Genomic DNA, 20,755 nt, shown 5'->3' with positions numbered 1-20,755 from the left:
AGGGACAGCGCACGCCGACTCGCCGGATATCCCCGCATCGCCCCGGCAGCCCGCTTGCGCACACCCCTTCCTGCTTCTAAAGCCACCCACTCGGAAAATTCCCAGACTTGCGGAGAGTATCGCAATGGCCACCGCGCCGCAGAATCCTGCCCTGCCCCTGTTCTACAAGGACCTTGTGCCGCTCAATTCGCAGCAGCACGCCAGCTGGAAGACCCGTTCGACCGACAAGGCGACGTGGTTGGTCGGCATCAATTCGGTACCGCTCACGGTTGAGGAATTTCCGCAGGCCCAGCGTAACTACCCGATCATCTTCACTTCGGGCGAAAACCCCGTTCCGCTCATCCTGATGGGCATGAACGAAGGCGTGAACGTCTTCGTCGACGATGAAGGCATTGTCGGCCAGCCGGTCTACATCCCGGCTTACGCCCGCCGCTATCCCTTCATGCTCGCCCGCCTGCGCCCGGACAGCGAAGAGCTTTCGCTCTGCGTCGACCCGTCGAGCGACCTCGTGGGTGAGATCGAGGAAGGCGAGGCCCTGTTCGCCGAAGGCGAGCCGACCGACGCCACCAAGAACATGCTCAAGTTCTGCGAGAACTTCGAGATCGCCGGCACCAAGACCGCCAACTTCATGGCCGAGCTGGCCAAGCACAACCTGCTGATGGAAGGCGAGCTGAACATCGACGTCGGCACCGGCCAGCCCTTCACCTATCGCGGCTTCCAGATGGTTGACGAGACCAAGCTGCGCGAAATGCGCGGCGACGTGCTGCGCCAGTGGAACCAGAACGGTATGCTGCCGCTGATCTACGCCCACCTCTTCTCGCTCGACCTCGTGCGCGACATTTTCGGTCGCCAGGTTGCGCAGGGTAAGGGTCCGCAGATCCCGGTCAACGCCTGATCTCTCGGCCGCGAACCGGCCTAAATCCTGATTTCGGGGTGGAATTTTGACATTTTTGTCACAGTTCCACCCCAATCTGTATCGGCATTCTCTCCCACGCTTGCAAAGCCGATACACTTTGCTTCATTCTAAGGGTTGAATGTCGCCGAAGGTTTGCTATGTTGGCAATGCCTGATCGGCGCTACCCTCATGGCCCGGTCAGGTTTGGTGCACATCGTGCACCTCCTCCCTGAACCTTGGCCACCTCGCGCATAGCGCGGGGTGGTTTTTTATTACCTCCAGCATTTCGCCATGACGGTTGGAGAGAACGCGCCCTCAAGCGCGAATCAGCTACTCGGCCGCTTGCACAAAGCCCTTGCCGCCCAGTTCGCTGACACCGGCCGCAAGCCGGCGTACCAGTCCCGATAGCAGTTCCACGGTGGCAGCCATGCCCGGCCCCGGCTCCGACAGCCGCGAATCCAGATAGCAAGTACGGTCCACTTCGAGTTGAACCGCGTGGATGCCCTCGGCAGGCGCGGCATGACGTTCGAGCACATAGCCGCCCGCATAAGGGCGATTGTGCGCAGCCACGCAGCCATGGGCCGCGAACCACGAAAAGGCACCGGCAATCAGGCTGCCATGGCACGTCGCGCCGAAGCGGTCTCCGATAACGAATCGCGGCGGCTCACTGCCGATCCGCGTCGGCAGCGGCGGCATCGAATGAAGGTCCAGCAGCAGTGCCGCGCCCCAGCGCTCGCGAAGCGAGGCCAGTTCGCGCGCCAGCGCCTCATGATAGGGTTGGTGAATGCCCTCGATCCGCGCGGCAAGGTCTGCACGCTCATGACGACGACGCCAGAGTTCGCCCACGCCCGGCAGGCGGCGGGGAATCAGGCCAAGGCCGCTGCGCGCACGGCGACTCGGCAAGCCCGGCGATTCGGGACGGGCACCACGGCCGAACATGTCCCAATCGATATCGTCGGGCGCGCGATTGAGATCGATCATCGCGCGGGGCGCCTGCGCCAGCAGCAGCCCTGCCCCCGTCTCGCGCGCAACCGCCTGGGCGATCCGGTCGACATAGCGATCCTCCAGCCGCAGCGCGACCGAATCGGGATGGCGCAAATCGTCGAGCAGTGAACGGGGATAGGCGCGCCCTGCATGCGGCGCCGCGATCAGCACCGGCACAACGGACGGTTCCGAACCTTCGAAGGTAAAGGCCGGAATCCCGGGAGCCCCGGGAATCCAGCCACCCGCCTGCCTTTGCGAATCGTTCTCGCCGGTGCCTGTCGCCATGGCCCAAAACTGGCGCTTCAACATCTACAAGTCAAAGCGTCCCGTAACCGGTCACCCGTTATTCCAGGCGAGAATTTTAACCGGTTAAGCGCTATGCTGGTGCTCTTAACCAGCGCGACACGCTGTAGACGAACGATTCAGGACATGACGCCGATGATCCGCATCCTGCTTGCCGAAGACGACCAGGCCATGCGCACCTACCTTGCCAGGGCTCTGGAGAACGCCGGCTACGATGTCACCGCGGTCGATCGCGGCACGGCCGCCCTGCCCCTGCTGGAGCGCGAGCATTACGACCTGCTGCTCTCGGACATTGTCATGCCCGAGATGGACGGCATTGAACTGGCCCAGCGCTGCGCCGAAGTTTCGCCGACGACGAAAGTGATGTTCATCACCGGCTTCGCCGCCGTCACCCTGCGCGCCAGCCGCGAGGCGCCGCATGCCAAGGTGCTGTCGAAACCCTTCCACTTGCGCGACATCGTGATGGAAGTGCAGCGGGTGTTCGGTCTGTCCGAGCACGCCCAGCTCTGATTCATTTCATCCACAGGTCTTCCACAGCCTCGAAAAACCAAGGCTGAACTTTTTTGAAATTCCTTGTTGCCAACCCGAAACACCGCAGCTAGAGGGCCAGTCCTCCGAGCGGCACACCACGCTGCAACGGACCGACCGAATGGTGTGGGCGTATAGCTCAGTGGTAGAGCACTATGTTGACATCGTAGGGGTCGCAAGTTCAATCCTTGCTACGCCCACCATTCGGAATCTCCTTGAAAACCAAGGGTTTAGCCGGTTTTTCATCAAGCCCTCAACACCGTTACATTCTCCGATTTTCGGGTGAGTTTCGGGTGAAGGGCCGATCCGGCCGCTTTCATCAAATCCCCAACCACATCGTTGATGCCGTCGCGAACCGTCGCCAGGTACTCCGGATCGAAGCGCGCATAGCGGCTCGAAGTCTTGCCGAGCACGCGGTGCCCAAGCGCCATTTCCAGCTGGATCAGATCGACGCCGCGATTCGCGAGGATGGTCGCCATCGAGTGCCGAATCAGCTTCGGTCCCCAGCCATCTGGAATTCGAAGTTGCTCGCGTGCAGATCCCCAAGCACTGCGAATCGACCGCACCCCATGCTGCGTGACCACGTCGATTTGCTGTTTCGCATCGAAACTCGTCCGCTCGCTGCAAACGAACCATTCGTCAGTCTGCTGAAGCCATGAGTGCAACAGGTCGACGATGGGCACGACCGGGCGCACCTTCTTTGTCTGGATCCGCCCGGCCGGGTTGAGCGCGAACCGGCGCTCATTCTGCATCCACTGCTCGCGGTTGATCAGCACGTTCATATCGAAAATGGCGTCCGGGCGCGCGAGAGTGCAAATACCGGCGATCAGATACCTGCGCAGCGGCAGAAGCCTGTCGCCATGCCCTGCGTAGTTCCCAGCGCCATTTAGGCTGAAGTCCAACAGCTCGCCGATCGCGTCGACCGATAGGCGGTAATCTCGCTCGGGGGTTACCTGATCCCGCGTCTTGTGCTGGAGCGGGGGCACGTATCTGGTGCGCCGGTTCCGGAAGGCATGGTTGAGCGCCGCCTTCAGGGTGATGACGCTCTCCTCGACGGTGGAGGCCGAGCGCTTGCGCGACTTGCCAGCCACCCAGTTGCCGGCAGCGTCTTTCTTTCGCGCGACAATGGGATCTGCCACGCCCCATGCCCGAAACCGGGTGAGCATGGCATCATCGATTTGAGCGGGCATCAATGGAACGGGCATGCGCCCGGCGGCCTGCTCGATCTCGCGGAAGCGGTTGAACAGCTTCAGCTGCGCGCGCTTCGCGTCCTTGCTGGCGATGTTCTGGGCATGCTCGATCCAGTAGTCCGCCATGGCGTCCGCGACCCCATAGGTGTCGAGATCATCGTCGGTAGACCGGTGGGTAGCTAGATAATGCTCATCAAGCTTGTCGCAGGCTACCCGAACATCCGATGTGCTCGTGCTTCTCCGCTTTTGGCGCCCTGCCCCGGTGTCGTACCACCAGATGTACCATCGATCGCTCTTGGGCGCGCCGGCTGCTCCCCTTTCGAGGTCGAGCCAGAAAGGCCCTCGTTGGTAGACACCACCCTTAACTGCCGACACTTGGCGCGCTCCTCCAGAGATTTCGATTTTGCGGCCGAAACGTCGGCCAGCGTTCCCAATTCTGCCAGAAGGCTAAGTTCCTCGGCAGTCAAATTGATGCCCCTCTGGTTGAAGCTGGCCCGCGATAGTTTGCGGTCGAGCTTCACCAGCGATTCGCATCGCTCGTCAGTCACGTTCAGGCTCATAGGTAGTCCTCCGGGCGTTCCAGCCTCTTCCGGCAGGGCGCGATCCAGCGCAGTTTCGTGTCGGCGGCCCGGTCTGCCCAAACCAACCAGGCGTAAGCGGTCGCGGTCGAGCCTTCGGGCGCGAGCCTGCCCTTGTGCATCACGACCCGCTCGGTGAACTGCAGGACGTGGCTGGGCGGGTTCTTGGCGAACAGGCGCTCGAAACGGCCCTGCCCTTCAAGGAAGGCGGCGCGCACGATCACCGCCACGCAGTCACTCGTTGCGAGCGCCCGTTCGATGAACTGCTCGGCAAGCCGGAAAGGCGGGTTCGTGATCGTCCAGTCTACAGGGGTTGGTAGAGGGCCAAAGAGGTAGTCCTCCACTGCGAAGCCGGCGCCATAATCGTGAACGTCGGCGGCAAAAACGGTCGCGAAGTACTCGGACAGCGGCTTGACCATGTGCCCGCGGTTAGCCGCGGGTTCACGGCAACTGTCATAGCGGAGGTCTTCGCGAATGTTCGCCTTGATCCACTCGCACAACGCGCGCGTCGCCCAGGGCGGTGTTGGGAAGTCATCGAGCGCGTCCTTTGCTTCACGCCGCTGCTGCATGACTGCGCTGCTGGTGTTCTGGGTCACTGCTTCGTCCCCATTTGTTCGTGCATCCGCTGGGCCTGTTTGGCCGCATCATCGACGCTGTTCGCTTCGAGAGTGATGACAAAGCCCCCAAGTTCGGTCGCTACCTCTTCAGCGCTCTTGCCGGTCCGCAGCATTGCTTCGAGCTGGGCAGCCAAGTCGGTGAGGCTCGCATCACCGATGCGTTCGATGCGGGTCATGCTGCTGCTCCGAAAAGGTCCAACTGATCCGGCTCAGATGCCGAGTAGAGCGCCGAGAGAAAGGAAGGCATGAGCAGCCACCAACGGGTCCACGCCATTTCCTGTCGCTCGAAGCCGCTCAATCCGGTGGGCCATCGCATCAACGCCTCGACGAAGATGGGATTCAGCTTCCTCTTCACTGAGGGCTGGTTGGAGTTCGGAGAATCGGTCGAGGATGTCGATCCACCGGCTATCGGTCGGTCCAGGGATGACGGCAGGCGGAAGAACTGCTCGGCCTGATACGAGAGGATGTCCTCCCTTGACTTGCCGTCCGAGCGCGTGATGCTGCCCTCGCTGCTGCCCTCGCTGCTGCCCTTGTGGTTCTGTGCTGCTGGTGCTGCCCAGCGCTTCGAGGCGTCCGTCGCCTGACCCGTCAGGAGCAATTCGTGCGATCGATCCCCGCCGCGCGTCATCCGCGACCCGTCCGTCACCGCAACCGAAGGTGCTTCCCACTGTGCCGCCTGCCCCGGTAACGGCACGTCGCCCTTGCTGCCCCGCATGTTCGGCCCGGCCTTTTCCGGATCCGACGCCTTCGGGCTCGACCAGCGCGAGATCAACTCTTCCGCCTGCAGCATTGCCTTCCGCGAGAAGTCGGAATTCCCCGCCGCATTGTATGCATCCGTCCCCGCCGCACCCGCCATGGGGCCGGGCCACATCTCGGCCGCACCTTCCAGCGTCGGATAGACGTTCCCGTTCCGATCCCGCTCCCATCCCCCACTCACCGTCTTGGCGGACGGCCATGATGAACAGTCGCTCACGTCGCATGGTGTTGTAAGTTCCGGCCGAGCTGAATATTCCTGCCGCAACGCGGTAGCCCAGCCCTTCCAGTGACGGAGCGATGGCCGCAAGCTGTCCGTCCGCGTTCCCCGGGACGTTCTCGCGGAAGATAGAATCAGGCCGGCACTCTTCGGCAAGGCGGGTGACTTCGGAGGCAAGGAAGCGCTCGCCATCGGCCCCGGCGCGCTTTCCTGCGACTGAGTTGTCTTGGCAGGGGTCACCCGAAGCGAGGATATGAACGTGGCCACGCCACGGTCGAGCGTCGAAGGTTCGCATGTCAGACCAGACAGGAGCCGGATGAAACCACCCTGCTTCCATCGACGCGACCAGACTTGCGGCAGCTGCGGCTTCCCCCTCCAGGTAACATATACCGCGCCCATCCTCTCCCCGATGGCGGAGGGCGAGCAGAATTCCGAGTTCAAGGCCGCCAACTCCGGCGCAGCAGGAGAGGATATTCCGGGTACGAACAGCCATGTCACGCCATCGCCTCCCGCACAGCATCGCGAGCCCTGATGTTCTCGCAGATGTGATTGTACTTCTCGGGGGTGATGAGGCCGGAGCGCTGAAGCTGGGCGGCGGCGGTGAGGTCGTCGGGTTGAACCGGCGCGCGGACTGTCCAGTGCGCAATAGCATCCTGCCGCGCCTCTTCGCGGTCGCGCTGGTTGACCATGACTTCCGCCATGCAGCCCGCGCAATGCACGATGGACTGGTATATCCCGGAATGCGGAAAGAACCGTGTGTGGGTCGATGGCGTGCCGTTGCAGAATGGGCAGCGCGGAAGCGTCCCTTCGAGCACCAAGCGGATATCGGTCGCATCAGGCTTCAGGCTGATGGGTGCGGGACGGGTGGCTGCGATCTGATCTACCGAAAGGCCGGTCTTTTCCTCAGCCATTGGCGTACTCCTTCACGATCTCGATGGATTCCACTACGGCGGTGGCCTTGATGCCCATGTCCTCGGTGGGGCCGTACCCCTCGATGAAGACCGGCCAGCCCGTGATGAGCCCGCGCGCTTCCAACTGGGCGATGTGCTTCGCATGCTCATCGATGTCGTCGAACCGATAGAAATGCTTCCGAAACTCAGCGAGGAAAGCCTCGTCGAACTTCGTCTCATCCAGCTCCACGGTGACAACCTGGGTCACCTCTACGGTGAAGGTCTTCATGCGGAGTCTCCGGGGATATTCTGGGCGAATGCCTGCGGCACCGCGCTCTCGTGAACCGAGCCGGTTCCCGTCTCGGCCCTGCGGGCTTCGATCGCTTTCGCGGCGCCAGATTTGCGCTGGCGGTTCTCTGCGCGCAGGGCAGTTGCACGGGCACGCATGGCGGCGCAGGCGTCGGCGCGGCGCTGTTTGGAGGCTTTGGTCTCAAGCGCCTCCGCAATGTCCTGCCGACATTCCGCGCAGGTCCCGCGATCAGACCCCCGCTCTTCGCAGTCGTCCTGCCCCCAGGTTTTGCGCCGGTCGATGCAGGCTTTGCGGCCTTCCCGCCATTGTTGGTCCTCCGTGCCCCTCCATTCGTAGGTGCAGGTTTCACGTTCGAGGCGGAAGTATTCGGCATCCTTACGAAGCCAGCGGATGTCCCTCGGCAGGCTCATGCTTCACCTCGGGCTTTGGCGATGGCGGCGTCACAGGCGGCGCGCGCCTCTTGCAGCGGAACCGCGTCTTCCCGCTCACCGTCCCAGTCGATGTAATGCTGGTGGAGGGCGGCGCGGGCAGTCTCCAACGCGCTCAGCAAGCATGGTGCCGCGGCGATCAGGCGGGCGTCGGCGCAATCGATCCCGCGAACGTCCATGCGATAGACGCTGGTGTTCTTGCGCGCGGCCTCGACGCCGACGACATCGCGGTCGCCGACCTCGAACTGCAGAAGCTCGCTAGCGTCGACCATGCCGCGCCCGCCAGGCTGAAACTCCGGCTGCCCGCCGGAGAAGCCCCACCGCTTGAAGCCCATGACGTAGCGGCGGCCGCTATGCTTGGTGGCGAGATAGAGGCTGTGGCTGTTGGCGTTGCCGAACCAGCCCCAAGGCCCCGGCGTATGCTCAGTGCGGGTGTCAGGCATTGGATGCGTCCTTCGGATATCCGTCGTGCTGAACGCCATCGAGGAAGCGGCCTGCCTGCTTCTTGCCGATGCGGGCGCTAAAACCCCGAGCATCTGGCCACTCCAGCCACTTGCCTGACTGTTCGCCCATCGTCCGCGAGTTGATGTGGCCATCAGCGTCCCGCTCGCCGAAGGGGAACCACTCGCCCCACTGCTTGAACAGGAACGGGACGCCCGCAGCTGCACACTGGTCGCGCAGCGAACGCGCCCAGTCCGGGTGCATAGGCCGGGCGTTGGGACCGCTCTCGCCGCCAGCGATGACCCAATCCAGCGTTCGCACGTCGCACGTGACGGATGTCGGTTCGCCGTCATCGGAATAAGGGCCATGATCCGTCACGATCTGCACAGCGCGATTCCAGGGGCACTGCTCTCCGCGCGGGACGCGATCACTGGCGCAACGGTTGCCGTACCCTTCGCCGTCGTCGCATCCCTGACAGGTCAGGTCCGGGTTCAGCCATGGCTCGATGCTCACATCGGAGAGCAGAGGTTCCATGGACAGGAAGCGGAAACGCGGCCCGTTGGTCTGGAGCAGCTTCGGAATGTCGCGGTCAGCTTCGAGCTGGTTGACGATCGTCGCGCCCAGCCAGACATTGCTCGGAAGCCCGCCAGCGGCATCGGCCATCTTCGCGACGTTGCCGATGCGCTTCGTCACCAGCAGCCAGTCGAGGCGCGGCGTCTCGCGGATCAACTGGAACAGTTCGGCGCGCCACTCGGCCGGAACCTCGTTGTCGAACACGTCCGCCAGCGAGGCGCAGAACACGCGGTAGCGAACGCCAGCAGCCTCCGCCTTCCGGTTCCACGCGCGCGGCTGCTTCCACGTCGATGCAGCGGTGTGGCGGCGCGGCTTGCCCGGTCCCCATTCAACGCCAAGGCGGGCATTGGACAGGTCGGCTGCATAGCAGTTGTCACAGCCGGGCCCGACCTTGGTGCAGCCGATCCACGGATTGAAGGTGTGGTGCGTCCACTCGATTGCGCTGTTCTCAGCCATTGTCCTTCCCCTCCTCGATCTGAGAGGGGGCGGAGGGGAGAGGCATCCAGTGGGTCAGCCAGTTCTCAATCCAACGTTCGCCGTCCGTCTGGAACCAGAAGCCGTTGCGCCAAGTCACAGGGCCTACACTTTCGGGCTGGCCCGCTCGGCAGCCGATGATCCAGGTGCCGAAAGGCGCGTCCTTCGGCGCGGTCTCGATAGGCTGCCAGCCAGGTTGGGTCGCAGCCATGTGGCGATCCCACTCTTCGCGGTCGTCATGAGCTTCCGGCGCGATAGCCCAAGCCCGGTCAAGATCCCCGTCGCTGATCGTGAAGGCGGCCTTCTTCCCGTTCTGCATGTAGGCGTCGGACCAAGCCGCGAAATAGCCGACATCGAAGAAGAACTGAGCGGTGGTGCGGTCATCGCCCGCAGCGATATCTGAGGTGGTGCTCATGCAGCCTTCCTTTCGATGGGATCGGTGAACTCGATGCCGTGCTCGGCAGCGAAGCAGTGGATGGCCTCGATCAAATCCGAGAACTCGGCCTTGTTGAGGCGGCTCGACTTGAAGCCGAGAGGGATCACGCCGCGCCCGTCCAGGGTGGGCTCGAACTCGCACGTGAAGCCGGCGGCGTTCATGAAGAGCGCCTTCCAGACCTCGGTAGTGAGGACGCGGCCATCGGGCTTGGCCCGCGCGATATCGGACAGCATTGCGTGCATCTTCGCGTTCTGATCGAGGCTGCGAGCCTCGGCGCGGATGTTCACCACTGCCCGATCCGGCGCGAGATCGATCAGACGATGCGCACGACGGCGTACTTCTGCATTCGCGAGAATGAGGGTCTGGCCATTAGCCATTGCAGTGCTCCCTTGCGGTTCTGCCGTGCTTGAAATTAGGATTGTTGGCGCCGAAGCGATTGGGGTTCCGGCCCTTCGCCACCATGTCCTGCATGTTGTCAGCGTTGGTGCCTGCGAACAGATGGTCGGGACGGACGCACACCGGGTTGTCGCAGTGATGGCACGCCATCATGTCGCCTGGGTCACGGCCATCGAGTTGCATGGCGATCCGGTGCGCGCGATAAGTCTTTCCGGCGTACGAGAAGATGCCATATCCATCGCGATCGATGGCGCCGATCCATTCCCAGCAGCCGTCGCCCTTTGAAAACCAGCGCAGAAAATCCTGCTCAAACGGCAGACGGGTATCGACCTTCCGACGTGCATCGAAGGCCCCGAAGCACTCGCGCGAGCAGAACTTCGCCTTTTGCCAGTAGGCACGGGTGTTCCGCTTATCGCGATAGAACGGGTTGCCGCAGTTCTCGCACCGCTTCGAACACGACATGTCCTTGAATGCCATGGAGACAGGCTTAGCCATTGCGATGCTCCCGGATTTCCCGGCGGCGCGGCGAGGCGTCGCACAAGCTGTCGATGAGCTTTTCCACGGGCTGGCCCGACGCGGCCTCATAGGCGCGCCAGAATGAGCGCTCGCCGATCGCGTGCTGCTGGGCATGGTGGCCCATGAAGTCGAGATCGGCCCCGCACAACGGAACTGCGCGATGGTCGTCCGGCTTCTGGCCCATTCCCGCCCCGCTACCGATGCGGACGTGAGCCGCTTCGGTCGGCGCGCGCTGGCAACCGGGCCAAGCGCAATGGAACGACCGGACGAACTTCAGGTGAGCCTGAGATTTCCAGCGGCCTTCGCGGCGCTCCTTCTTGGGCGCGGGCTCTTTGAACTTGCGAGGTGGGAGTGCCATGGCTCAGGCCTCCGCGATTTCAGCGGCGGTTGCTCGGCGGAAGCCTTTGCAATCGAACCGCATGTCATCGTCGGTCATCCAGCCATCACCCTTGCGGTAATCGCCGGTCACGCCTTCCACGATCCACCAGCCTTCACCGGGGCAATCGATCAGATCCTGCACCGTATAGTCGAGGAATCCCCCGTAGCTGCTCTCGTAGCTTGCAGCACCGGAGACACCCCCGACACCGCCGATAACCGTGCAGGTCTCGATGGTGTGGAAAGGCCAATGCGGAAGGGTCTGATCCGCATTGTCGTGAGCAAGCACCTCGATGAGAACGTCTTCGGGTGAATCGAAGTCGAACTTCTCGGGCTCGTCATCGCGCCCCGGCGCGGCAATCAGCTCGGCGCCGAGCATCACCAGATGCTCCGGTCGGTCATGAACGGGATATCGTCGTCGAGGTCATCCCCGAAGCCGCCGTCATTGTGCCAGTTGTCGGCCGCCGACCCACGGCTGCCATCGCCGCCGTCCTGCCACCCACCGCGACCGGAGTTGTAGACCTCCTTGTCGCCCGACTGCTTGCCCCAGCTGCCACCGGTGCGCTGGCCGCCACGGTCATTGCCGTCACGCTGGCCATTGCCGCGCGACTGGCGCTGTCCGCCCTGCCCGTCCCCGCCGCTGTTTGCGCCGTCGAGCATCGTCAGCACGCCACCAACGCCGCCCACCGAAACCTCCGTGGTGTAGCGGTCGTTGCCGTTCTGGTCCTGCCACTTGCGAGTGCGCAGCTGGCCCTCGACGTAGATTTTGGAGCCCTTGCGCAGGAAGCGCTCGACCACGCCGACGAGACCTTCGCTCTGGACGGTGACCGAATGCCACTCGGTACGCTCCTTGCGCTCACCGGTGGCGCGGTCCTTCCAGCTTTCCGAGGTCGCCATGCGCAGGGTTGCGATGCGGCCGCCGTTCTGGAAGCTCTTCACCTCGGGATCGGCACCGAGGTTGCCGACGAGGATGACCTTGTTGACAGAGCCGGCCATTACGCAACCCTCCGCTCTTCCTCGACCGTGAAGCCGGGGATGGTGCGGATACCGGCGCGCACGTCTTCGTCGGCCAGCTGCTGAAGGAAGGCCTTCATGCGCTCGGGCTGGCGCTGGGCGTAGTGGACCAGAGCCTTGCCGCCCTGCCCTTCGACCGGGATGGCCTTCCAGTAAGACCGCATGCCGACCGCGCGGTTATCGCCGACTGCCTGCACCTTTTCGCGCTCGACCGAGCGGAGCGTACGCGCGGCCTGATCGGCGGCGTCCATCAGTTCGGCGGCCTCATCGATCGCGCCAAGGTCAGCCGAACCGGCTGCTTCCTGATGCGCCTCGCGGGCGGCGGCGGCGATTGCCTCAGCTTCCTCGCGGGCCTTCTTCTCGCGCTCCCGCTTCTCGTCCTCCAGCTTCTGGAGCCACGGGGTCAGCAGGTTGCCGAGCGCATAGGCCGCCTTGGTCGCGCTGCCCGCCTTCTTGTTCTTCAGGGGCGCGATGTACTCGTTGTAGCGGTCTTGGATCTCCGCAACCTGCGCGTCGAGCGGCGCCTTCTCGACCTTGCGGGCTTCGTCGGCGAGGCTCATCGCCTCCTGAAGGCTCTGCCGCAGCGTAGCGACCTGGTCGGCCTGCCCCTGCGTTGTGATCGCGATGCCGTCCGCCCAGTTCTGGGCCTCAGTCAGCAGGTCGTCGAGGTGGACCTTCACGGCATCCCACTTCGGTTCGATCACAGCGGCAGTCTCTTCGTCGGCGGGGGGATTGTTTCCGCCAACCACGGCACGGGGGTTCACATCTTCGCCACCGGCGAGCGCAGCGGCCTCGGCCTCCGTTGCCAGCTTGTCGACGTGGGCCTGAAGGGCTTCGATCTCAGCGGTACGGCCGGGTTCGGTGCGCGTGAGCTTGTTCAGCGAGTTTTTCGCGAACGAAAGCGGCATCGTCGCAATTTCGATGCTGCCGCGCGACGAGGATTCGTAGTGCGTAATCATGACCATACGGCTCCGCGAATGATTGAACTGATGTGGGGTTGGCCAACGCCGAACTCGGCGGCGAGTTGGGACTGGGGCTTGGAGGGGGACTGCGCGCGAATTGCGTCGACCTGCCCGCGCGTTAGTTTGGAGAGACCTTGTCTCTCACCGCGCGCGATGGTGCCGTGGCGGCGACGATCACCGGCCTGCTCGTCCCACGTCGCCCAGCGCAAATTGTCCGCGCGACAGTTGGGCTTGTATCCGTCACGGTGCGCGGCGGTATGGTCTGGACTGGGCGGCTGCCCGTGAAACGTCAGGCAGACAACGCGGTGCACTCCAGTCGGATTCTCGGAACGACCAAGGGTCACCACGCGATAACCGCGACTATTCGTATAGTCCTTGAGGACGCGCGGCTTAGCTCGCGGCCGGTCATAGCCGTGTCCTGCGTTGCGCAGGCTGCGGACGCGCCCGAAGCTGGATGCCTCATAACGACCTTCAAATCCCGGCACCGCGCGCCATTCTTCAAATTCGAGGAGAGGAGTGTTCACGATCGCTTCCATCAGAAAGGGACGTCGGATTCGTCGATGTCGGTGAAATCGCCGCCGGTTTGTCCGGTCCGGTTGGCCTGCCTGTTCTCGGCGGGCTGCTCGGCCTTCGCGGCGCGGTTCGTCTCTTCCTTCGCCTTGTTGGCGATGGCGTTGGTCAGGCGCTCGACAGCGTTGCCGTACTGGTCCTGATTGAGTTGCCGGAGGTCGCTGACTCCGTATTCCTTGCAGAGCCGGGCCGTGGAGATGCCGGAAGCCTGCTGAAGTTGGGCGAGACGCGCGAACTCAGTATTGGGCATGCCCTGCTCGCGCGGCGCCAGCTCGTGCGTCGTCGAGTCTGCGTCGTTGTCGCCCTCGGTCGGGATCATGAAGACCTGCAGCGCGGCGTACTTCATGGCCGCCGACTGAGCTTTGTTGCTGCTCTTGTCGGCGCTATCCATGGCCTCGCCGACCATGCGGACAGTGTCCTTGGAGCCGTCCAACGCCGAGACCAGTTTGAAGTCGACAGTCAGGATCGTGTAGTTGAGGACGCCGCCCTTCGCGGTCTGGCGCTCTTCCCGCTTCTGATCGACGACGAAGGGCAGCATCAGCAGCCGGTTGGACGCCAGCACGCCGCAGAGCGCGTTGTACACGTCGTCGATGCCGCGGAAGTTGTAGCCCTGCTGGGTGTTGCGACGATCCTTGCCGATGCCTTCCTTCGCCATCTGCTCCATGACGTTTGAAATCGCCATGTAGACAGCCGGGACATCAGCACTGGCCGAAGCTTCAATGGGGGTCACAGCGTTCATTGCTGGAATCCTTGCCCGAGACAGCGCCGATGCCTGGGGACTGTTGCCGCTTCCGGTGGGGGGGGTACCGGCGACGCAGCGGTTGGGAGAGGGTCAGAAGCCGCAGAGCGCCCAAGCCGCGCCGATGGCGAAGCCGCTGGAGAGCATGAGAGCGATGCGACCGAGATCGTGGCGGGTCAGGGTGGAGCCGGAGGTCACTGGTTGTGATCCTCCAGCTCCGGGCGACCCGTCGGGCGGGGAAAGAGGATCAGCGCCAGCGCGCCGAAAGCGATCATGGAGAGCGCCAATCCGCCAAGGATGACGACGGCAGTGCCGAAGGCGTCCGTCATCGCGAACTCACGCGCGGCGCGGTGGCTTTCCATGTAGCTGGCGGACCAGTGATCGAGGCCGAACAGCGCAGCGGCGCCCAGCGCGACGGTGATGGATACGGCGCGGATCATGCCGTCCGCTCCCGAACCACGATCTCGAAACCGGCCTTGTCGAGCACGGCCACGATCTGGCGCGCCTTGCTCTCGCTCGAAAAGGAGCTGTAGCCGAAGTAGCCGGTGATCGCGTCAACCGCGCCGCTCTCCGGGCCTTCCAAGGCCTCGTAGATTGCGCTGTCGATCTCGGCAGCCAGCTCCTTGAAAGTGGCGGCGTGAACCATGCGGGTATCACTCTCCCCGTCGTAATCGGGGTGAGTGGCTTCCCAGTCGAACCCGGCGTGCGGGATGGGCTTGGGGTCGAAGTAGACGTTCCAGTCGCGATAGGTGCTGGACATTAGAAGCCCTCCATCATCTGGTCGCGGCGGGACTGGGCGCGCCATTCGGCGGCTTCCTCCATCTCGGCGGCGAAATCTTCGAAGCACTCGTCGTGCAGTTCCTCGTCGCGGCTGCCGTCGGTCCATTCGCCGGGCAGGGTCACGCTGGGATCGATCGGCGTGATTTCGACGATCTCGACCGAAGGGGGCTCAGCCGGATCAGTCATCGTCTGGCGCGAGCCTTTGTAATGCGTGTAGGTCACGGCCACGCACGCATCCCGCTCGTCCTCGCCGTCCATCCACGCGATGAAAGTGGTGAAGGTGTAGCGCGCGCTCATGCCGCCTCTCCGATCCCGTGGCGCTGGTGAGCGGCCTTGATCTGGGCATCGAAGCGCATCAGGCGCGTGGCCCGGTCGGGATGCTCGTTGCCGAACCGGCGCGGATCGCCGAAGCGCTCCGAAAGCACCGCATCGACACTCGGATTCTCGTCTTCGAAGTCGAGATATTCGTAGGCACGGCCGGAAGCGTGCGCCTTGCGGAAGGTGCAACCGAACAGAGCGTCGATGACCTCGCGGCGCATTTCCGAAAGCTGCTCGACCGGATCGCCGGTGTAGCGCAGCTGATCGTCGCCCATCACGATCAGCGGACGGATCAGGGACAGATCGTCAACGGTGACAGTGGCGAGGTATGCAGCGACGGCAGGCGTTTCGTGCCAGGCCGCGCTCGAAATCTTGGTGATGGCGTTCAAGGGAACCTCCATGCAGGCGTTCTTGCCTGATGAAGGTTATGTACACACGGTGTGTACGCCCCGTCAATACTCAATCATACATTTTTTGCGTACACCCCATGTACGCCAGAATCAGTCCATCAAGGGCATCCACGACTGCCAGCGGCATCCGCACTGATCGGGGTGTTCGCAACTCTCATGCGGAAGCGCACCGGCGCGAGTTATAGGCACCTTTCGGCCATCCATTTTCTTGGAGTATGCGCAGTGCCCCGCCAACATATGGCCGAAGCGAAACTTAACAGTATCAATCCCAGCCTGCCGCGCCTGCCTCAGCGCCTTCTCGGTGCTGTCTCGATGCTTATCGATGCTTGAAGTCACGAAAGCAGATCGTTCATTGTGAGCACGCGGTGCATCTTCAGCACCTCTTTCGTCGACACCTGAAACGTCAAGCGCGGGTTGTACTGCTCCAGCTCGACGAACGATGCACTGCGCTTGATTAGCCGTTTCACAAGGACGGTCCTGGCACTTTCACCATCATCACCCTCGTGCTCCTCACCGTTTCTACGGAGATAGATGATAACGCTGTCGCCTATGCGCGGCGGGCGCTTGGTCTCGGCAAACGCAATCGTCCCGTCCTCAAATGCCGGCCACATGGAAGAACCCTGCACATAGATGCCGTAAACATCAGCTCGACCGTCCAGAATCACCGGTCGCTTAGCAAATCCAACGATCTCGTCTGCAAAGAGGTATGTTTGCTCAATGGCGATATCGTCGTCGATGCGGTCTGCCCCCAATGCAGTTCCAAGGATCGGCACATCCTGCCGCATCCGCTGCGTAGACGCGCCCTCGTACTGGACAGGTTCAGCATTTGTCGTGGGAATTCCGACCAGCGCGTACACCTCATCGGCAGAAATGGAAGGATCACCCTTTCCTGCAAGCGCTTCAACCATCCGCGCCGCGACTGCCGGACTTAGTTTCCCATCAAAGTCCGCATCCATGTAGCGCTGCACGCCCGAAGCCGCCGCATATCCGCACGCCTTAGCAAAGGCGCGCATGGATAATCCTGCGCGAGCCACCAGCCCGGCTATCGTCTGACCTGTAGTGCGTACATTTTCCATGTCCGCCTTATCGCGCGGGATGGGTACACTTTCCACGTTGACCAGCGTACGCACGCTGTGTACACCATGCGTATGGACCACCAAACGATCATCACCGACCTTGGCGGCATTCGCGCCTTGGCCCGCAAGCTCGGCCATAACAGTCATACGACCGTGCAGGCCTGGTTCGACCGAAACCGGATTCCACTGGATCGTTGGGAAGAGGTGCTCGGCGCGGCGAAGAACGAAGGAAGCGCCCTGAGCGTCTCCGACCTGCTTCCGCAGGAGCTTCGGGACGCTGCCGCATGATCGGCCTCACCGCACAGCAGAGCCGCTTGCTCACCTACCTTAAGAGCAATCTCGCGAGCGCGGGCGGAATAGCTCCCTCGTACGACGAGATGGCTGTTGCAGTTGGCTGCGCGGGGAAGTCCTCGGCGTATCGGCTCGTGATGGCCCTCGAAGAGCGCGGATTCATCCGCCGGGTGCCGCACCGTGCGCGCGCGATTGAACTCGTGGACATCGGCCCCCTGAACGGCGTGCCCACCGAGGCACTCGTTGCCGAGCTGGCCCGCCGGGGCGTCGCCGTCCTCCAGCCCAATCATGAAGTCGCGCAGGCTCTCGGCGCTGACCGGCGGCCATAACCCATGGCTCCCTGCCTCTTCCGAGCGATCGTTCGCACTGCCGCCCTGACGCACTGGCGCCACCACTGCACCCGCGTTTCGGCGCCCGCCAACGATTTCAACCACTTCGAACATGAGTGAACGTATGACGCACCGCACAAATCATGTCCGAGCAATTCGCCGTAATTCGAAATCGGATGTGCAGGGCAAACTTGCCGCTGGTTGGGCTCGCGTATCTGCCGGGAAGAAGGGTGCCTTCGTCGATACGATCGACAGCAGCATGGCGACCGTCAACCGCGCGCTGACCGGCGATTCCCTCCCGGAACTACACACCGCGTTAAACAGCCTCGCATTCGACCCCACAGCGCTGGACGAGGTTCTGGCGCTCTATGGCGTAGCGCTGAAGCCGCTGACCTCCGAGCCTGCCAACGACCTCGCGACCATTTCGCGCCTGTCTAATCTCGCTGGCCAATTCGCCGAGGCCCTGTCCGATGGACATCGCGACCACCGCGAAACTTGCCAGCTCGCCGACACCATTCGCCCGATCATGGCCGCACTGACGGCCATCTGCCTCGAAGCCGATCAGATCAAGGGAGCCGCCTGCAATGGCTGACGACAGCACCACCGCCAAGATCCTCCGCCAGCACATCGAGGCTGCCGAACGCCTGATCGAGGAGCGGAAAGGCCTCAACGAAGACATCAAGGAGCGTTTTAGCCTGGCAAAGGCCGAGGGCTTCGACCCGGTCATCATGAAGGAAATGATCAAGCGCCGCGCGATGGACCGCCAGAAACTGGCCGAGCGCGAAGCTCTGATCGAGACTTATTCCGTCCAACTCGGCTTGGAATTCTAACCGTGCTGGGCCGTCTCTTCCGGCGTGCCACCACGCCCACCACCGCCCGCGAAGCCGGGCGCGCCCTTGGCCAGATCGCACGGGATGACGCCAAGGCGCGCAAGCGCGCGATGGTCGACCAGATCCGCGCCGACCTGCGCGCCAAGGGGCGCACCGACATGGAGCCGATCGATTGGAGCACCCTGTGATCGGTATCGAACAGCTGATGCGCGAGGGGCGTGACGCCCTGATCGCGCACCGGTTCCGCGGCGAGCCTCTGAGCAACCCGTACAGCCGGGGCACCAAGCGCGGCTTCTGGTGGAGCCGTGGTGTCGAGCGCGCCACCCGCAAGGTCAGCGAACTGATGGAGATCGGCCAATGACCGGACGCCCCAACAAGTTCGGCGCCCGCAAGACGCCCTGCCAGCACGGCCACAAGCACGCCAGTGCCAAGGAAGCGCGCCGCTGCAATGAGCTGCACCTGCTCCAGCGCGCCGGGGAGATCGTCGGCCTTGAGGTCGAGCCTGTCTTCACCTTCGCCATCGAGGGCAAGCCGGTGATGCACCTGAACGGCCGCCGCGCCGTCTACACGCCCGATTTCTCATACATCGAGGCGGGGCGGAAGGTCTGCGAAGACGTGAAGGGCGGATCCGCGACCAACACGGAAGCCTCCACCCTGCGCCTCGCCTTCGCGCGCTCCATGTGGCCCTCGATCGACTGGAGGACCATTTGAGCGTCCCTGCCCCCTTCGAGGTTGTGCCGGTAGACGGTGGCTTCTCGTGGCGCCTGATCGGCAGCTGCGGCCGAGCCCTGGTCTACCCTCAGGAAACCTACCCCAGCGACTTCGCTGCTGCTGACGCGGCCAAGGTTGCCCGTGCTGACCTGCACGCGCGTGCCCTGCTGATCGACGGGGGCGCCCACCTGTGAGCGGCTTTATCGCCATGGACCGCGGCGCGCTGGATCACCCGCTCCTCAAGGATGCGGAGCGCTTCCGTGCGTGGTTCTGGATCGTCGCTCGCGCGCGGTGGCAGCCGGCACCGTTCGATGTAGGTGGCAAGATGATCACCCTGGAGCGCGGCCAGCTCTCCTATTCGATCCGTGAGCTTGCAGATCAGTGGGGCTGGTCAAAGTCGACGGTCGACCGTTTCCTCAAGCGCCTCGAAGCCGAAGGCATGGTGAATCTGACCCGCGCAAAAACCGGGACAGCCCGTGGGACAAGCGTTGGGACAGACCGTCTCGTCATAAACGTATGTAATTACGGCAAATATCAGGACTTCAACCCGCAAGCTGGGACAGCATCTGAACCTGAAAATGGGACAGAGTTGGGACAGAAGCGGGACATAAAAGAACAAGGAAACAAGGGAACCAAAGATATTCCGTCACCTATCGGTGACGGGCGCGACGCGCCGGAGCCTCTGGCACTGGACCTCGCAGGAGCAATCTTCCGCACCGGCCTCAAGCTCCTGATGGCATCTGGCCACAAGGAGCCCGCAGCCCGCTCGATCATCGGCCGGTGGAGAAAAACCTACTCGGACGGCACCGTGCTCGCTGTTCTGGCTCGCTGCCAGACTGCCCAGCCCGCGCCTTCGAGCCCGATCGAGTGGATCACCAAGGCCCTGCAAGCCGAGCAACAGCGCGCGGCCGGTCAGGCACCACAACCCCAGCACCAAACCGAGGAACGCGCGTCCGTCCGGGAGATCGGCATGGACTTGGCCGCCCGGAAGCGCCGCGAGCGCGTGGAGCAAGAGGAAAGGATCGCAATCGGTGCACGATGAACCTGAAATCGAAATGGTCGCGATGCTGTCTGCCAGCCTCGCGCTGGTGAAGCCCGCCGGGATGACCTCGAAGGAAGCCGAGGACTGGCTGGACGCGGCGTTTGACGCTCTTGCCCACCTGCCGCTGCACATCTTCCGCGACGGCATCCGCGCCGCCCGGCTGACCTGCGATCACCCGTCGAAGATCGTCCCGGCCGTGGTGGCAGCGACCAAGGACGCGCTGGCCTGGCACAACCGGCCGAAGCATCCGCCGGTGCTGCGCTTGGTCGCGCCAGAGGGTCCGGCACATCACGAACCCCTGCCCCACCCGGACACCCTCATGCCGAGCCTCAAGCGCATCGGCCTGAAGGAAGGCTGGATCGTGGACGGGCCCAACGGCCTCGAATGGTCGCAGGAGAAGTCGGCATGAGCCTCAAGAAGCTGACCACGCCACGCCCGTTCGATGTCTGGCATGAGGATCTGGGCCCTGTGCTCTGGTTCCGCTCGCCCATTTCCGAGCCGCCCTATTTCGGATCGCCGCTGGACCTCGGCCGCACCATGTCCGTGGAAATCCAGATCGGCGTCGAGCAGATCGAACTGCCGACACGGGATGTCGGTGGCTGGCCATTCGGGAAAGAGGACGAGGCCCACCTGTGGTTCGTCCCCATCGTGGACGGCAACCTGATCCAGCAACAGATCGACGCGGGAGAGGTGGCATGATCTGGACGACCAGCTTCAAGGGCCCCTCGCCACGCAAAAGGGGAGCGGCGACAAGCACCACTCCCCCCGTTCAAAGC

38 protein-coding genes and 1 tRNA gene are annotated in these 20,755 nt (G+C 63.3%); 14 read left to right on the top strand and 25 right to left on the bottom strand.

Annotated features, from left to right (window positions below; all coding sequences use genetic code 11):
- Positions 1–124: 124 nt before the first annotated feature.
- Positions 125–895, top strand: coding sequence for a SapC family protein (locus EDF56_RS00995; RefSeq protein WP_132384886.1), 771 nt, complete (start codon positions 125–127; stop codon positions 893–895).
- Positions 896–1,225: 330 nt separating this feature from the next.
- Here EDF56_RS00995 and EDF56_RS00990 read toward each other — a convergent pair whose 3' ends face one another.
- A complete protein-coding gene (locus EDF56_RS00990; RefSeq protein WP_132384885.1) occupies positions 1,226–2,164 on the bottom strand; it encodes an N-formylglutamate amidohydrolase in 939 nt (312 codons plus the stop codon).
- Positions 2,165–2,317: 153 nt separating this feature from the next.
- On the opposite strand from EDF56_RS00990, the gene EDF56_RS00985 reads away from it, so the two are divergent.
- Together EDF56_RS00985 and EDF56_RS00980 are read left to right on the top strand one after the other, a co-directional pair.
- Positions 2,318–2,692 carry a response regulator gene (locus EDF56_RS00985; protein ID WP_132385716.1) on the top strand — a complete coding sequence of 125 codons (375 nt, stop codon included), beginning with the start codon at positions 2,318–2,320 and terminating at the stop codon, positions 2,690–2,692.
- Between the two features lie 146 nt (positions 2,693–2,838).
- Positions 2,839–2,913 (top strand) — tRNA-Val (locus EDF56_RS00980).
- 42 nt (positions 2,914–2,955) lie between these two features.
- Here the strand turns inward: EDF56_RS00980 and EDF56_RS00975 are convergent.
- The 24 genes from EDF56_RS00975 to EDF56_RS00860 all read right to left on the bottom strand — a co-directional run bounded on the left by EDF56_RS00975 (position 2,956) and on the right by EDF56_RS00860 (position 16,830).
- On the bottom strand, positions 2,956–4,026 hold the full coding sequence (locus EDF56_RS00975) for a tyrosine-type recombinase/integrase (protein WP_132384884.1): 1,071 nt from the start codon (positions 4,024–4,026) through the stop codon (positions 2,956–2,958).
- Between the two features lie 83 nt (positions 4,027–4,109).
- Entirely contained in the window at positions 4,110–4,460 is a 351-nt protein-coding gene (locus tag EDF56_RS00970; protein WP_132384883.1) for a hypothetical protein, read from the bottom strand.
- Positions 4,457–5,074 carry a hypothetical protein gene (locus tag EDF56_RS00965; RefSeq protein ID WP_207904594.1) on the bottom strand — a complete coding sequence of 206 codons (618 nt, stop codon included), beginning with the start codon at positions 5,072–5,074 and terminating at the stop codon, positions 4,457–4,459. Before EDF56_RS00965 ends, EDF56_RS00970 begins: the two co-directional genes overlap by 4 nt.
- A complete protein-coding gene (locus EDF56_RS00960; protein WP_132384882.1) occupies positions 5,071–5,271 on the bottom strand; it encodes a hypothetical protein in 201 nt (66 codons plus the stop codon). Before EDF56_RS00960 ends, EDF56_RS00965 begins: the two co-directional genes overlap by 4 nt.
- Complete coding sequence (locus EDF56_RS26290; protein ID WP_243652312.1) at positions 5,268–5,885, bottom strand: hypothetical protein; 618 nt, start codon at positions 5,883–5,885, stop codon at positions 5,268–5,270. The genes EDF56_RS00960 and EDF56_RS26290 overlap by 4 nt, the downstream gene beginning before the upstream one ends.
- 677 nt (positions 5,886–6,562) lie before the next feature.
- On the bottom strand, positions 6,563–6,979 hold the full coding sequence (locus EDF56_RS00950; RefSeq protein ID WP_132384880.1) for a Lar family restriction alleviation protein: 417 nt from the start codon (positions 6,977–6,979) through the stop codon (positions 6,563–6,565).
- The gene (locus EDF56_RS00945; RefSeq protein ID WP_132384879.1) at positions 6,972–7,247 is read right to left on the bottom strand and encodes a hypothetical protein; all 276 of its coding nucleotides are present in this window, start codon (positions 7,245–7,247) and stop codon (positions 6,972–6,974) included. Before EDF56_RS00945 ends, EDF56_RS00950 begins: the two co-directional genes overlap by 8 nt.
- The gene (locus tag EDF56_RS00940) at positions 7,244–7,678 is read right to left on the bottom strand and encodes a hypothetical protein (protein WP_132384878.1); all 435 of its coding nucleotides are present in this window, start codon (positions 7,676–7,678) and stop codon (positions 7,244–7,246) included. The genes EDF56_RS00945 and EDF56_RS00940 overlap by 4 nt, the downstream gene beginning before the upstream one ends.
- Entirely contained in the window at positions 7,675–8,139 is a 465-nt protein-coding gene (locus EDF56_RS00935; RefSeq protein ID WP_132384877.1) for a hypothetical protein, read from the bottom strand. The genes EDF56_RS00940 and EDF56_RS00935 overlap by 4 nt, the downstream gene beginning before the upstream one ends.
- A complete protein-coding gene (locus EDF56_RS00930) occupies positions 8,132–9,166 on the bottom strand; it encodes a phage Gp37/Gp68 family protein (RefSeq protein WP_132384876.1) in 1,035 nt (344 codons plus the stop codon). The genes EDF56_RS00935 and EDF56_RS00930 overlap by 8 nt, the downstream gene beginning before the upstream one ends.
- Complete coding sequence (locus EDF56_RS00925; protein ID WP_132384875.1) at positions 9,159–9,599, bottom strand: hypothetical protein; 441 nt, start codon at positions 9,597–9,599, stop codon at positions 9,159–9,161. The genes EDF56_RS00930 and EDF56_RS00925 overlap by 8 nt, the downstream gene beginning before the upstream one ends.
- Positions 9,596–9,997, bottom strand: coding sequence for a recombination protein NinB (locus tag EDF56_RS00920; protein WP_132384874.1), 402 nt, complete (start codon positions 9,995–9,997; stop codon positions 9,596–9,598). The genes EDF56_RS00925 and EDF56_RS00920 overlap by 4 nt, the downstream gene beginning before the upstream one ends.
- The gene (locus tag EDF56_RS00915) at positions 9,990–10,493 is read right to left on the bottom strand and encodes an HNH endonuclease signature motif containing protein (RefSeq protein ID WP_207904593.1); all 504 of its coding nucleotides are present in this window, start codon (positions 10,491–10,493) and stop codon (positions 9,990–9,992) included. Before EDF56_RS00915 ends, EDF56_RS00920 begins: the two co-directional genes overlap by 8 nt.
- Before the next feature lie 10 nt (positions 10,494–10,503).
- Positions 10,504–10,890, bottom strand: coding sequence for a DUF968 domain-containing protein (locus EDF56_RS00910; RefSeq protein ID WP_132384872.1), 387 nt, complete (start codon positions 10,888–10,890; stop codon positions 10,504–10,506).
- Positions 10,891–10,893: 3 nt separating this feature from the next.
- The gene (locus EDF56_RS00905; RefSeq protein WP_132384871.1) at positions 10,894–11,289 is read right to left on the bottom strand and encodes a hypothetical protein; all 396 of its coding nucleotides are present in this window, start codon (positions 11,287–11,289) and stop codon (positions 10,894–10,896) included.
- Positions 11,286–11,903 carry a single-stranded DNA-binding protein gene (gene ssb / locus EDF56_RS00900; protein WP_132384870.1) on the bottom strand — a complete coding sequence of 206 codons (618 nt, stop codon included), beginning with the start codon at positions 11,901–11,903 and terminating at the stop codon, positions 11,286–11,288. Before ssb ends, EDF56_RS00905 begins: the two co-directional genes overlap by 4 nt.
- Positions 11,903–12,880 (bottom strand): hypothetical protein, encoded by a 978-nt coding sequence (locus EDF56_RS00895; protein ID WP_132384869.1) that lies wholly within the window; start codon positions 12,878–12,880, stop codon positions 11,903–11,905. Before EDF56_RS00895 ends, ssb begins: the two co-directional genes overlap by 1 nt.
- The gene (locus EDF56_RS00890) at positions 12,877–13,419 is read right to left on the bottom strand and encodes an NUMOD4 domain-containing protein (RefSeq protein ID WP_132384868.1); all 543 of its coding nucleotides are present in this window, start codon (positions 13,417–13,419) and stop codon (positions 12,877–12,879) included. Before EDF56_RS00890 ends, EDF56_RS00895 begins: the two co-directional genes overlap by 4 nt.
- The gene (locus EDF56_RS00885) at positions 13,419–14,192 is read right to left on the bottom strand and encodes an ERF family protein (RefSeq protein ID WP_132384867.1); all 774 of its coding nucleotides are present in this window, start codon (positions 14,190–14,192) and stop codon (positions 13,419–13,421) included. Before EDF56_RS00885 ends, EDF56_RS00890 begins: the two co-directional genes overlap by 1 nt.
- 194 nt (positions 14,193–14,386) lie before the next feature.
- Positions 14,387–14,632, bottom strand: a complete 246-nt coding sequence (locus EDF56_RS00880; RefSeq protein WP_132384866.1) for a hypothetical protein — start codon at positions 14,630–14,632, stop codon at positions 14,387–14,389.
- Positions 14,629–14,952 (bottom strand): hypothetical protein, encoded by a 324-nt coding sequence (locus tag EDF56_RS00875; RefSeq protein ID WP_132384865.1) that lies wholly within the window; start codon positions 14,950–14,952, stop codon positions 14,629–14,631. Before EDF56_RS00875 ends, EDF56_RS00880 begins: the two co-directional genes overlap by 4 nt.
- Complete coding sequence (locus tag EDF56_RS00870) at positions 14,952–15,269, bottom strand: hypothetical protein (RefSeq protein WP_132384864.1); 318 nt, start codon at positions 15,267–15,269, stop codon at positions 14,952–14,954. Before EDF56_RS00870 ends, EDF56_RS00875 begins: the two co-directional genes overlap by 1 nt.
- Positions 15,266–15,679, bottom strand: coding sequence for a hypothetical protein (locus EDF56_RS00865; protein ID WP_132384863.1), 414 nt, complete (start codon positions 15,677–15,679; stop codon positions 15,266–15,268). The genes EDF56_RS00870 and EDF56_RS00865 overlap by 4 nt, the downstream gene beginning before the upstream one ends.
- Before the next feature lie 353 nt (positions 15,680–16,032).
- Positions 16,033–16,830 carry a helix-turn-helix transcriptional regulator gene (locus tag EDF56_RS00860; RefSeq protein ID WP_165912045.1) on the bottom strand — a complete coding sequence of 266 codons (798 nt, stop codon included), beginning with the start codon at positions 16,828–16,830 and terminating at the stop codon, positions 16,033–16,035.
- Positions 16,831–16,842: 12 nt separating this feature from the next.
- Here EDF56_RS00860 and EDF56_RS25800 point away from each other — a divergent pair, with 12 nt between their 5' ends.
- The 11 genes from EDF56_RS25800 to EDF56_RS00815 all read left to right on the top strand — a co-directional run bounded on the left by EDF56_RS25800 (position 16,843) and on the right by EDF56_RS00815 (position 20,678).
- A complete protein-coding gene (locus EDF56_RS25800; protein WP_165912044.1) occupies positions 16,843–17,064 on the top strand; it encodes a hypothetical protein in 222 nt (73 codons plus the stop codon).
- Complete coding sequence (locus EDF56_RS00855) at positions 17,061–17,396, top strand: hypothetical protein (protein WP_132384861.1); 336 nt, start codon at positions 17,061–17,063, stop codon at positions 17,394–17,396. Before EDF56_RS25800 ends, EDF56_RS00855 begins: the two co-directional genes overlap by 4 nt.
- Positions 17,397–17,508: 112 nt before the next feature.
- Positions 17,509–17,988: a hypothetical protein gene (locus EDF56_RS00850; RefSeq protein WP_132384860.1), complete on the top strand. Its 480-nt coding sequence runs from the start codon at positions 17,509–17,511 to the stop codon at positions 17,986–17,988.
- Positions 17,981–18,226 (top strand): GapR family DNA-binding domain-containing protein, encoded by a 246-nt coding sequence (locus tag EDF56_RS00845; RefSeq protein ID WP_132384859.1) that lies wholly within the window; start codon positions 17,981–17,983, stop codon positions 18,224–18,226. The genes EDF56_RS00850 and EDF56_RS00845 overlap by 8 nt, the downstream gene beginning before the upstream one ends.
- 2 nt (positions 18,227–18,228) lie before the next feature.
- Positions 18,229–18,414: a hypothetical protein gene (locus EDF56_RS00840; RefSeq protein ID WP_132384858.1), complete on the top strand. Its 186-nt coding sequence runs from the start codon at positions 18,229–18,231 to the stop codon at positions 18,412–18,414.
- A complete protein-coding gene (locus tag EDF56_RS25795; RefSeq protein ID WP_165912043.1) occupies positions 18,411–18,587 on the top strand; it encodes a hypothetical protein in 177 nt (58 codons plus the stop codon). Before EDF56_RS00840 ends, EDF56_RS25795 begins: the two co-directional genes overlap by 4 nt.
- Entirely contained in the window at positions 18,584–18,937 is a 354-nt protein-coding gene (locus tag EDF56_RS00835) for a DUF1064 domain-containing protein (RefSeq protein ID WP_132384857.1), read from the top strand. Before EDF56_RS25795 ends, EDF56_RS00835 begins: the two co-directional genes overlap by 4 nt.
- Positions 18,934–19,131, top strand: a complete 198-nt coding sequence (locus tag EDF56_RS00830; protein ID WP_132384856.1) for a hypothetical protein — start codon at positions 18,934–18,936, stop codon at positions 19,129–19,131. Before EDF56_RS00835 ends, EDF56_RS00830 begins: the two co-directional genes overlap by 4 nt.
- Positions 19,128–19,979 (top strand): helix-turn-helix domain-containing protein, encoded by an 852-nt coding sequence (locus tag EDF56_RS00825; RefSeq protein ID WP_132384855.1) that lies wholly within the window; start codon positions 19,128–19,130, stop codon positions 19,977–19,979. Before EDF56_RS00830 ends, EDF56_RS00825 begins: the two co-directional genes overlap by 4 nt.
- Positions 19,969–20,388, top strand: a complete 420-nt coding sequence (locus EDF56_RS00820) for a hypothetical protein (protein WP_132384854.1) — start codon at positions 19,969–19,971, stop codon at positions 20,386–20,388. Before EDF56_RS00825 ends, EDF56_RS00820 begins: the two co-directional genes overlap by 11 nt.
- Positions 20,385–20,678, top strand: coding sequence for a hypothetical protein (locus EDF56_RS00815; RefSeq protein WP_132384853.1), 294 nt, complete (start codon positions 20,385–20,387; stop codon positions 20,676–20,678). Before EDF56_RS00820 ends, EDF56_RS00815 begins: the two co-directional genes overlap by 4 nt.
- Positions 20,679–20,755: the final 77 nt, after the last annotated feature.

It is taken from the genome of Novosphingobium sp. PhB165, assembly GCF_004341845.1.
GTDB lineage: Bacteria > Pseudomonadota > Alphaproteobacteria > Sphingomonadales > Sphingomonadaceae > Novosphingobium.
Note: the sequence above shows the minus strand (reverse complement) of the source record. Positions and strands in the feature narration are given on the sequence as shown.

What these genes read in the sequence shown, in the direction of transcription:
- EDF56_RS00995 (WP_132384886.1), top strand. Translation starts at nt 125, where the DNA reads ATGGCCACCGCGCCGCAGAATCCTGCCCTGCCCCTGTTCTACAAGGAC.
- EDF56_RS00990 (WP_132384885.1), bottom strand. Translation starts at nt 2,164, where the DNA reads ATGGCGACAGGCACCGGCGAGAACGATTCGCAAAGGCAGGCGGGTGGC.
- EDF56_RS00985 (WP_132385716.1), top strand. Translation starts at nt 2,318, where the DNA reads ATGATCCGCATCCTGCTTGCCGAAGACGACCAGGCCATGCGCACCTAC.
- EDF56_RS00975 (WP_132384884.1), bottom strand. Translation starts at nt 4,026, where the DNA reads ATGGCGGACTACTGGATCGAGCATGCCCAGAACATCGCCAGCAAGGAC.
- EDF56_RS00970 (WP_132384883.1), bottom strand. Translation starts at nt 4,460, where the DNA reads ATGAGCCTGAACGTGACTGACGAGCGATGCGAATCGCTGGTGAAGCTC.
- EDF56_RS00960 (WP_132384882.1), bottom strand. Translation starts at nt 5,271, where the DNA reads ATGACCCGCATCGAACGCATCGGTGATGCGAGCCTCACCGACTTGGCT.
- EDF56_RS26290 (WP_243652312.1), bottom strand. Translation starts at nt 5,885, where the DNA reads ATGCTGCAGGCGGAAGAGTTGATCTCGCGCTGGTCGAGCCCGAAGGCG.
- EDF56_RS00950 (WP_132384880.1), bottom strand. Translation starts at nt 6,979, where the DNA reads ATGGCTGAGGAAAAGACCGGCCTTTCGGTAGATCAGATCGCAGCCACC.
- EDF56_RS00945 (WP_132384879.1), bottom strand. Translation starts at nt 7,247, where the DNA reads ATGAAGACCTTCACCGTAGAGGTGACCCAGGTTGTCACCGTGGAGCTG.
- EDF56_RS00940 (WP_132384878.1), bottom strand. Translation starts at nt 7,678, where the DNA reads ATGAGCCTGCCGAGGGACATCCGCTGGCTTCGTAAGGATGCCGAATAC.
- EDF56_RS00935 (WP_132384877.1), bottom strand. Translation starts at nt 8,139, where the DNA reads ATGCCTGACACCCGCACTGAGCATACGCCGGGGCCTTGGGGCTGGTTC.
- EDF56_RS00930 (WP_132384876.1), bottom strand. Translation starts at nt 9,166, where the DNA reads ATGGCTGAGAACAGCGCAATCGAGTGGACGCACCACACCTTCAATCCG.
- EDF56_RS00925 (WP_132384875.1), bottom strand. Translation starts at nt 9,599, where the DNA reads ATGAGCACCACCTCAGATATCGCTGCGGGCGATGACCGCACCACCGCT.
- EDF56_RS00920 (WP_132384874.1), bottom strand. Translation starts at nt 9,997, where the DNA reads ATGGCTAATGGCCAGACCCTCATTCTCGCGAATGCAGAAGTACGCCGT.
- EDF56_RS00915 (WP_207904593.1), bottom strand. Translation starts at nt 10,493, where the DNA reads ATGGCATTCAAGGACATGTCGTGTTCGAAGCGGTGCGAGAACTGCGGC.
- EDF56_RS00910 (WP_132384872.1), bottom strand. Translation starts at nt 10,890, where the DNA reads ATGGCACTCCCACCTCGCAAGTTCAAAGAGCCCGCGCCCAAGAAGGAG.
- ssb (WP_132384870.1), bottom strand. Translation starts at nt 11,903, where the DNA reads ATGGCCGGCTCTGTCAACAAGGTCATCCTCGTCGGCAACCTCGGTGCC.
- EDF56_RS00895 (WP_132384869.1), bottom strand. Translation starts at nt 12,880, where the DNA reads ATGATTACGCACTACGAATCCTCGTCGCGCGGCAGCATCGAAATTGCG.
- EDF56_RS00890 (WP_132384868.1), bottom strand. Translation starts at nt 13,419, where the DNA reads ATGGAAGCGATCGTGAACACTCCTCTCCTCGAATTTGAAGAATGGCGC.
- EDF56_RS00885 (WP_132384867.1), bottom strand. Translation starts at nt 14,192, where the DNA reads ATGAACGCTGTGACCCCCATTGAAGCTTCGGCCAGTGCTGATGTCCCG.
- EDF56_RS00880 (WP_132384866.1), bottom strand. Translation starts at nt 14,632, where the DNA reads ATGATCCGCGCCGTATCCATCACCGTCGCGCTGGGCGCCGCTGCGCTG.
- EDF56_RS00875 (WP_132384865.1), bottom strand. Translation starts at nt 14,952, where the DNA reads ATGTCCAGCACCTATCGCGACTGGAACGTCTACTTCGACCCCAAGCCC.
- EDF56_RS00870 (WP_132384864.1), bottom strand. Translation starts at nt 15,269, where the DNA reads ATGAGCGCGCGCTACACCTTCACCACTTTCATCGCGTGGATGGACGGC.
- EDF56_RS25800 (WP_165912044.1), top strand. Translation starts at nt 16,843, where the DNA reads ATGCGTATGGACCACCAAACGATCATCACCGACCTTGGCGGCATTCGC.
- EDF56_RS00855 (WP_132384861.1), top strand. Translation starts at nt 17,061, where the DNA reads ATGATCGGCCTCACCGCACAGCAGAGCCGCTTGCTCACCTACCTTAAG.
- EDF56_RS00850 (WP_132384860.1), top strand. Translation starts at nt 17,509, where the DNA reads ATGAGTGAACGTATGACGCACCGCACAAATCATGTCCGAGCAATTCGC.
- EDF56_RS00845 (WP_132384859.1), top strand. Translation starts at nt 17,981, where the DNA reads ATGGCTGACGACAGCACCACCGCCAAGATCCTCCGCCAGCACATCGAG.
- EDF56_RS00835 (WP_132384857.1), top strand. Translation starts at nt 18,584, where the DNA reads ATGACCGGACGCCCCAACAAGTTCGGCGCCCGCAAGACGCCCTGCCAG.
- EDF56_RS00815 (WP_132384853.1), top strand. Translation starts at nt 20,385, where the DNA reads ATGAGCCTCAAGAAGCTGACCACGCCACGCCCGTTCGATGTCTGGCAT.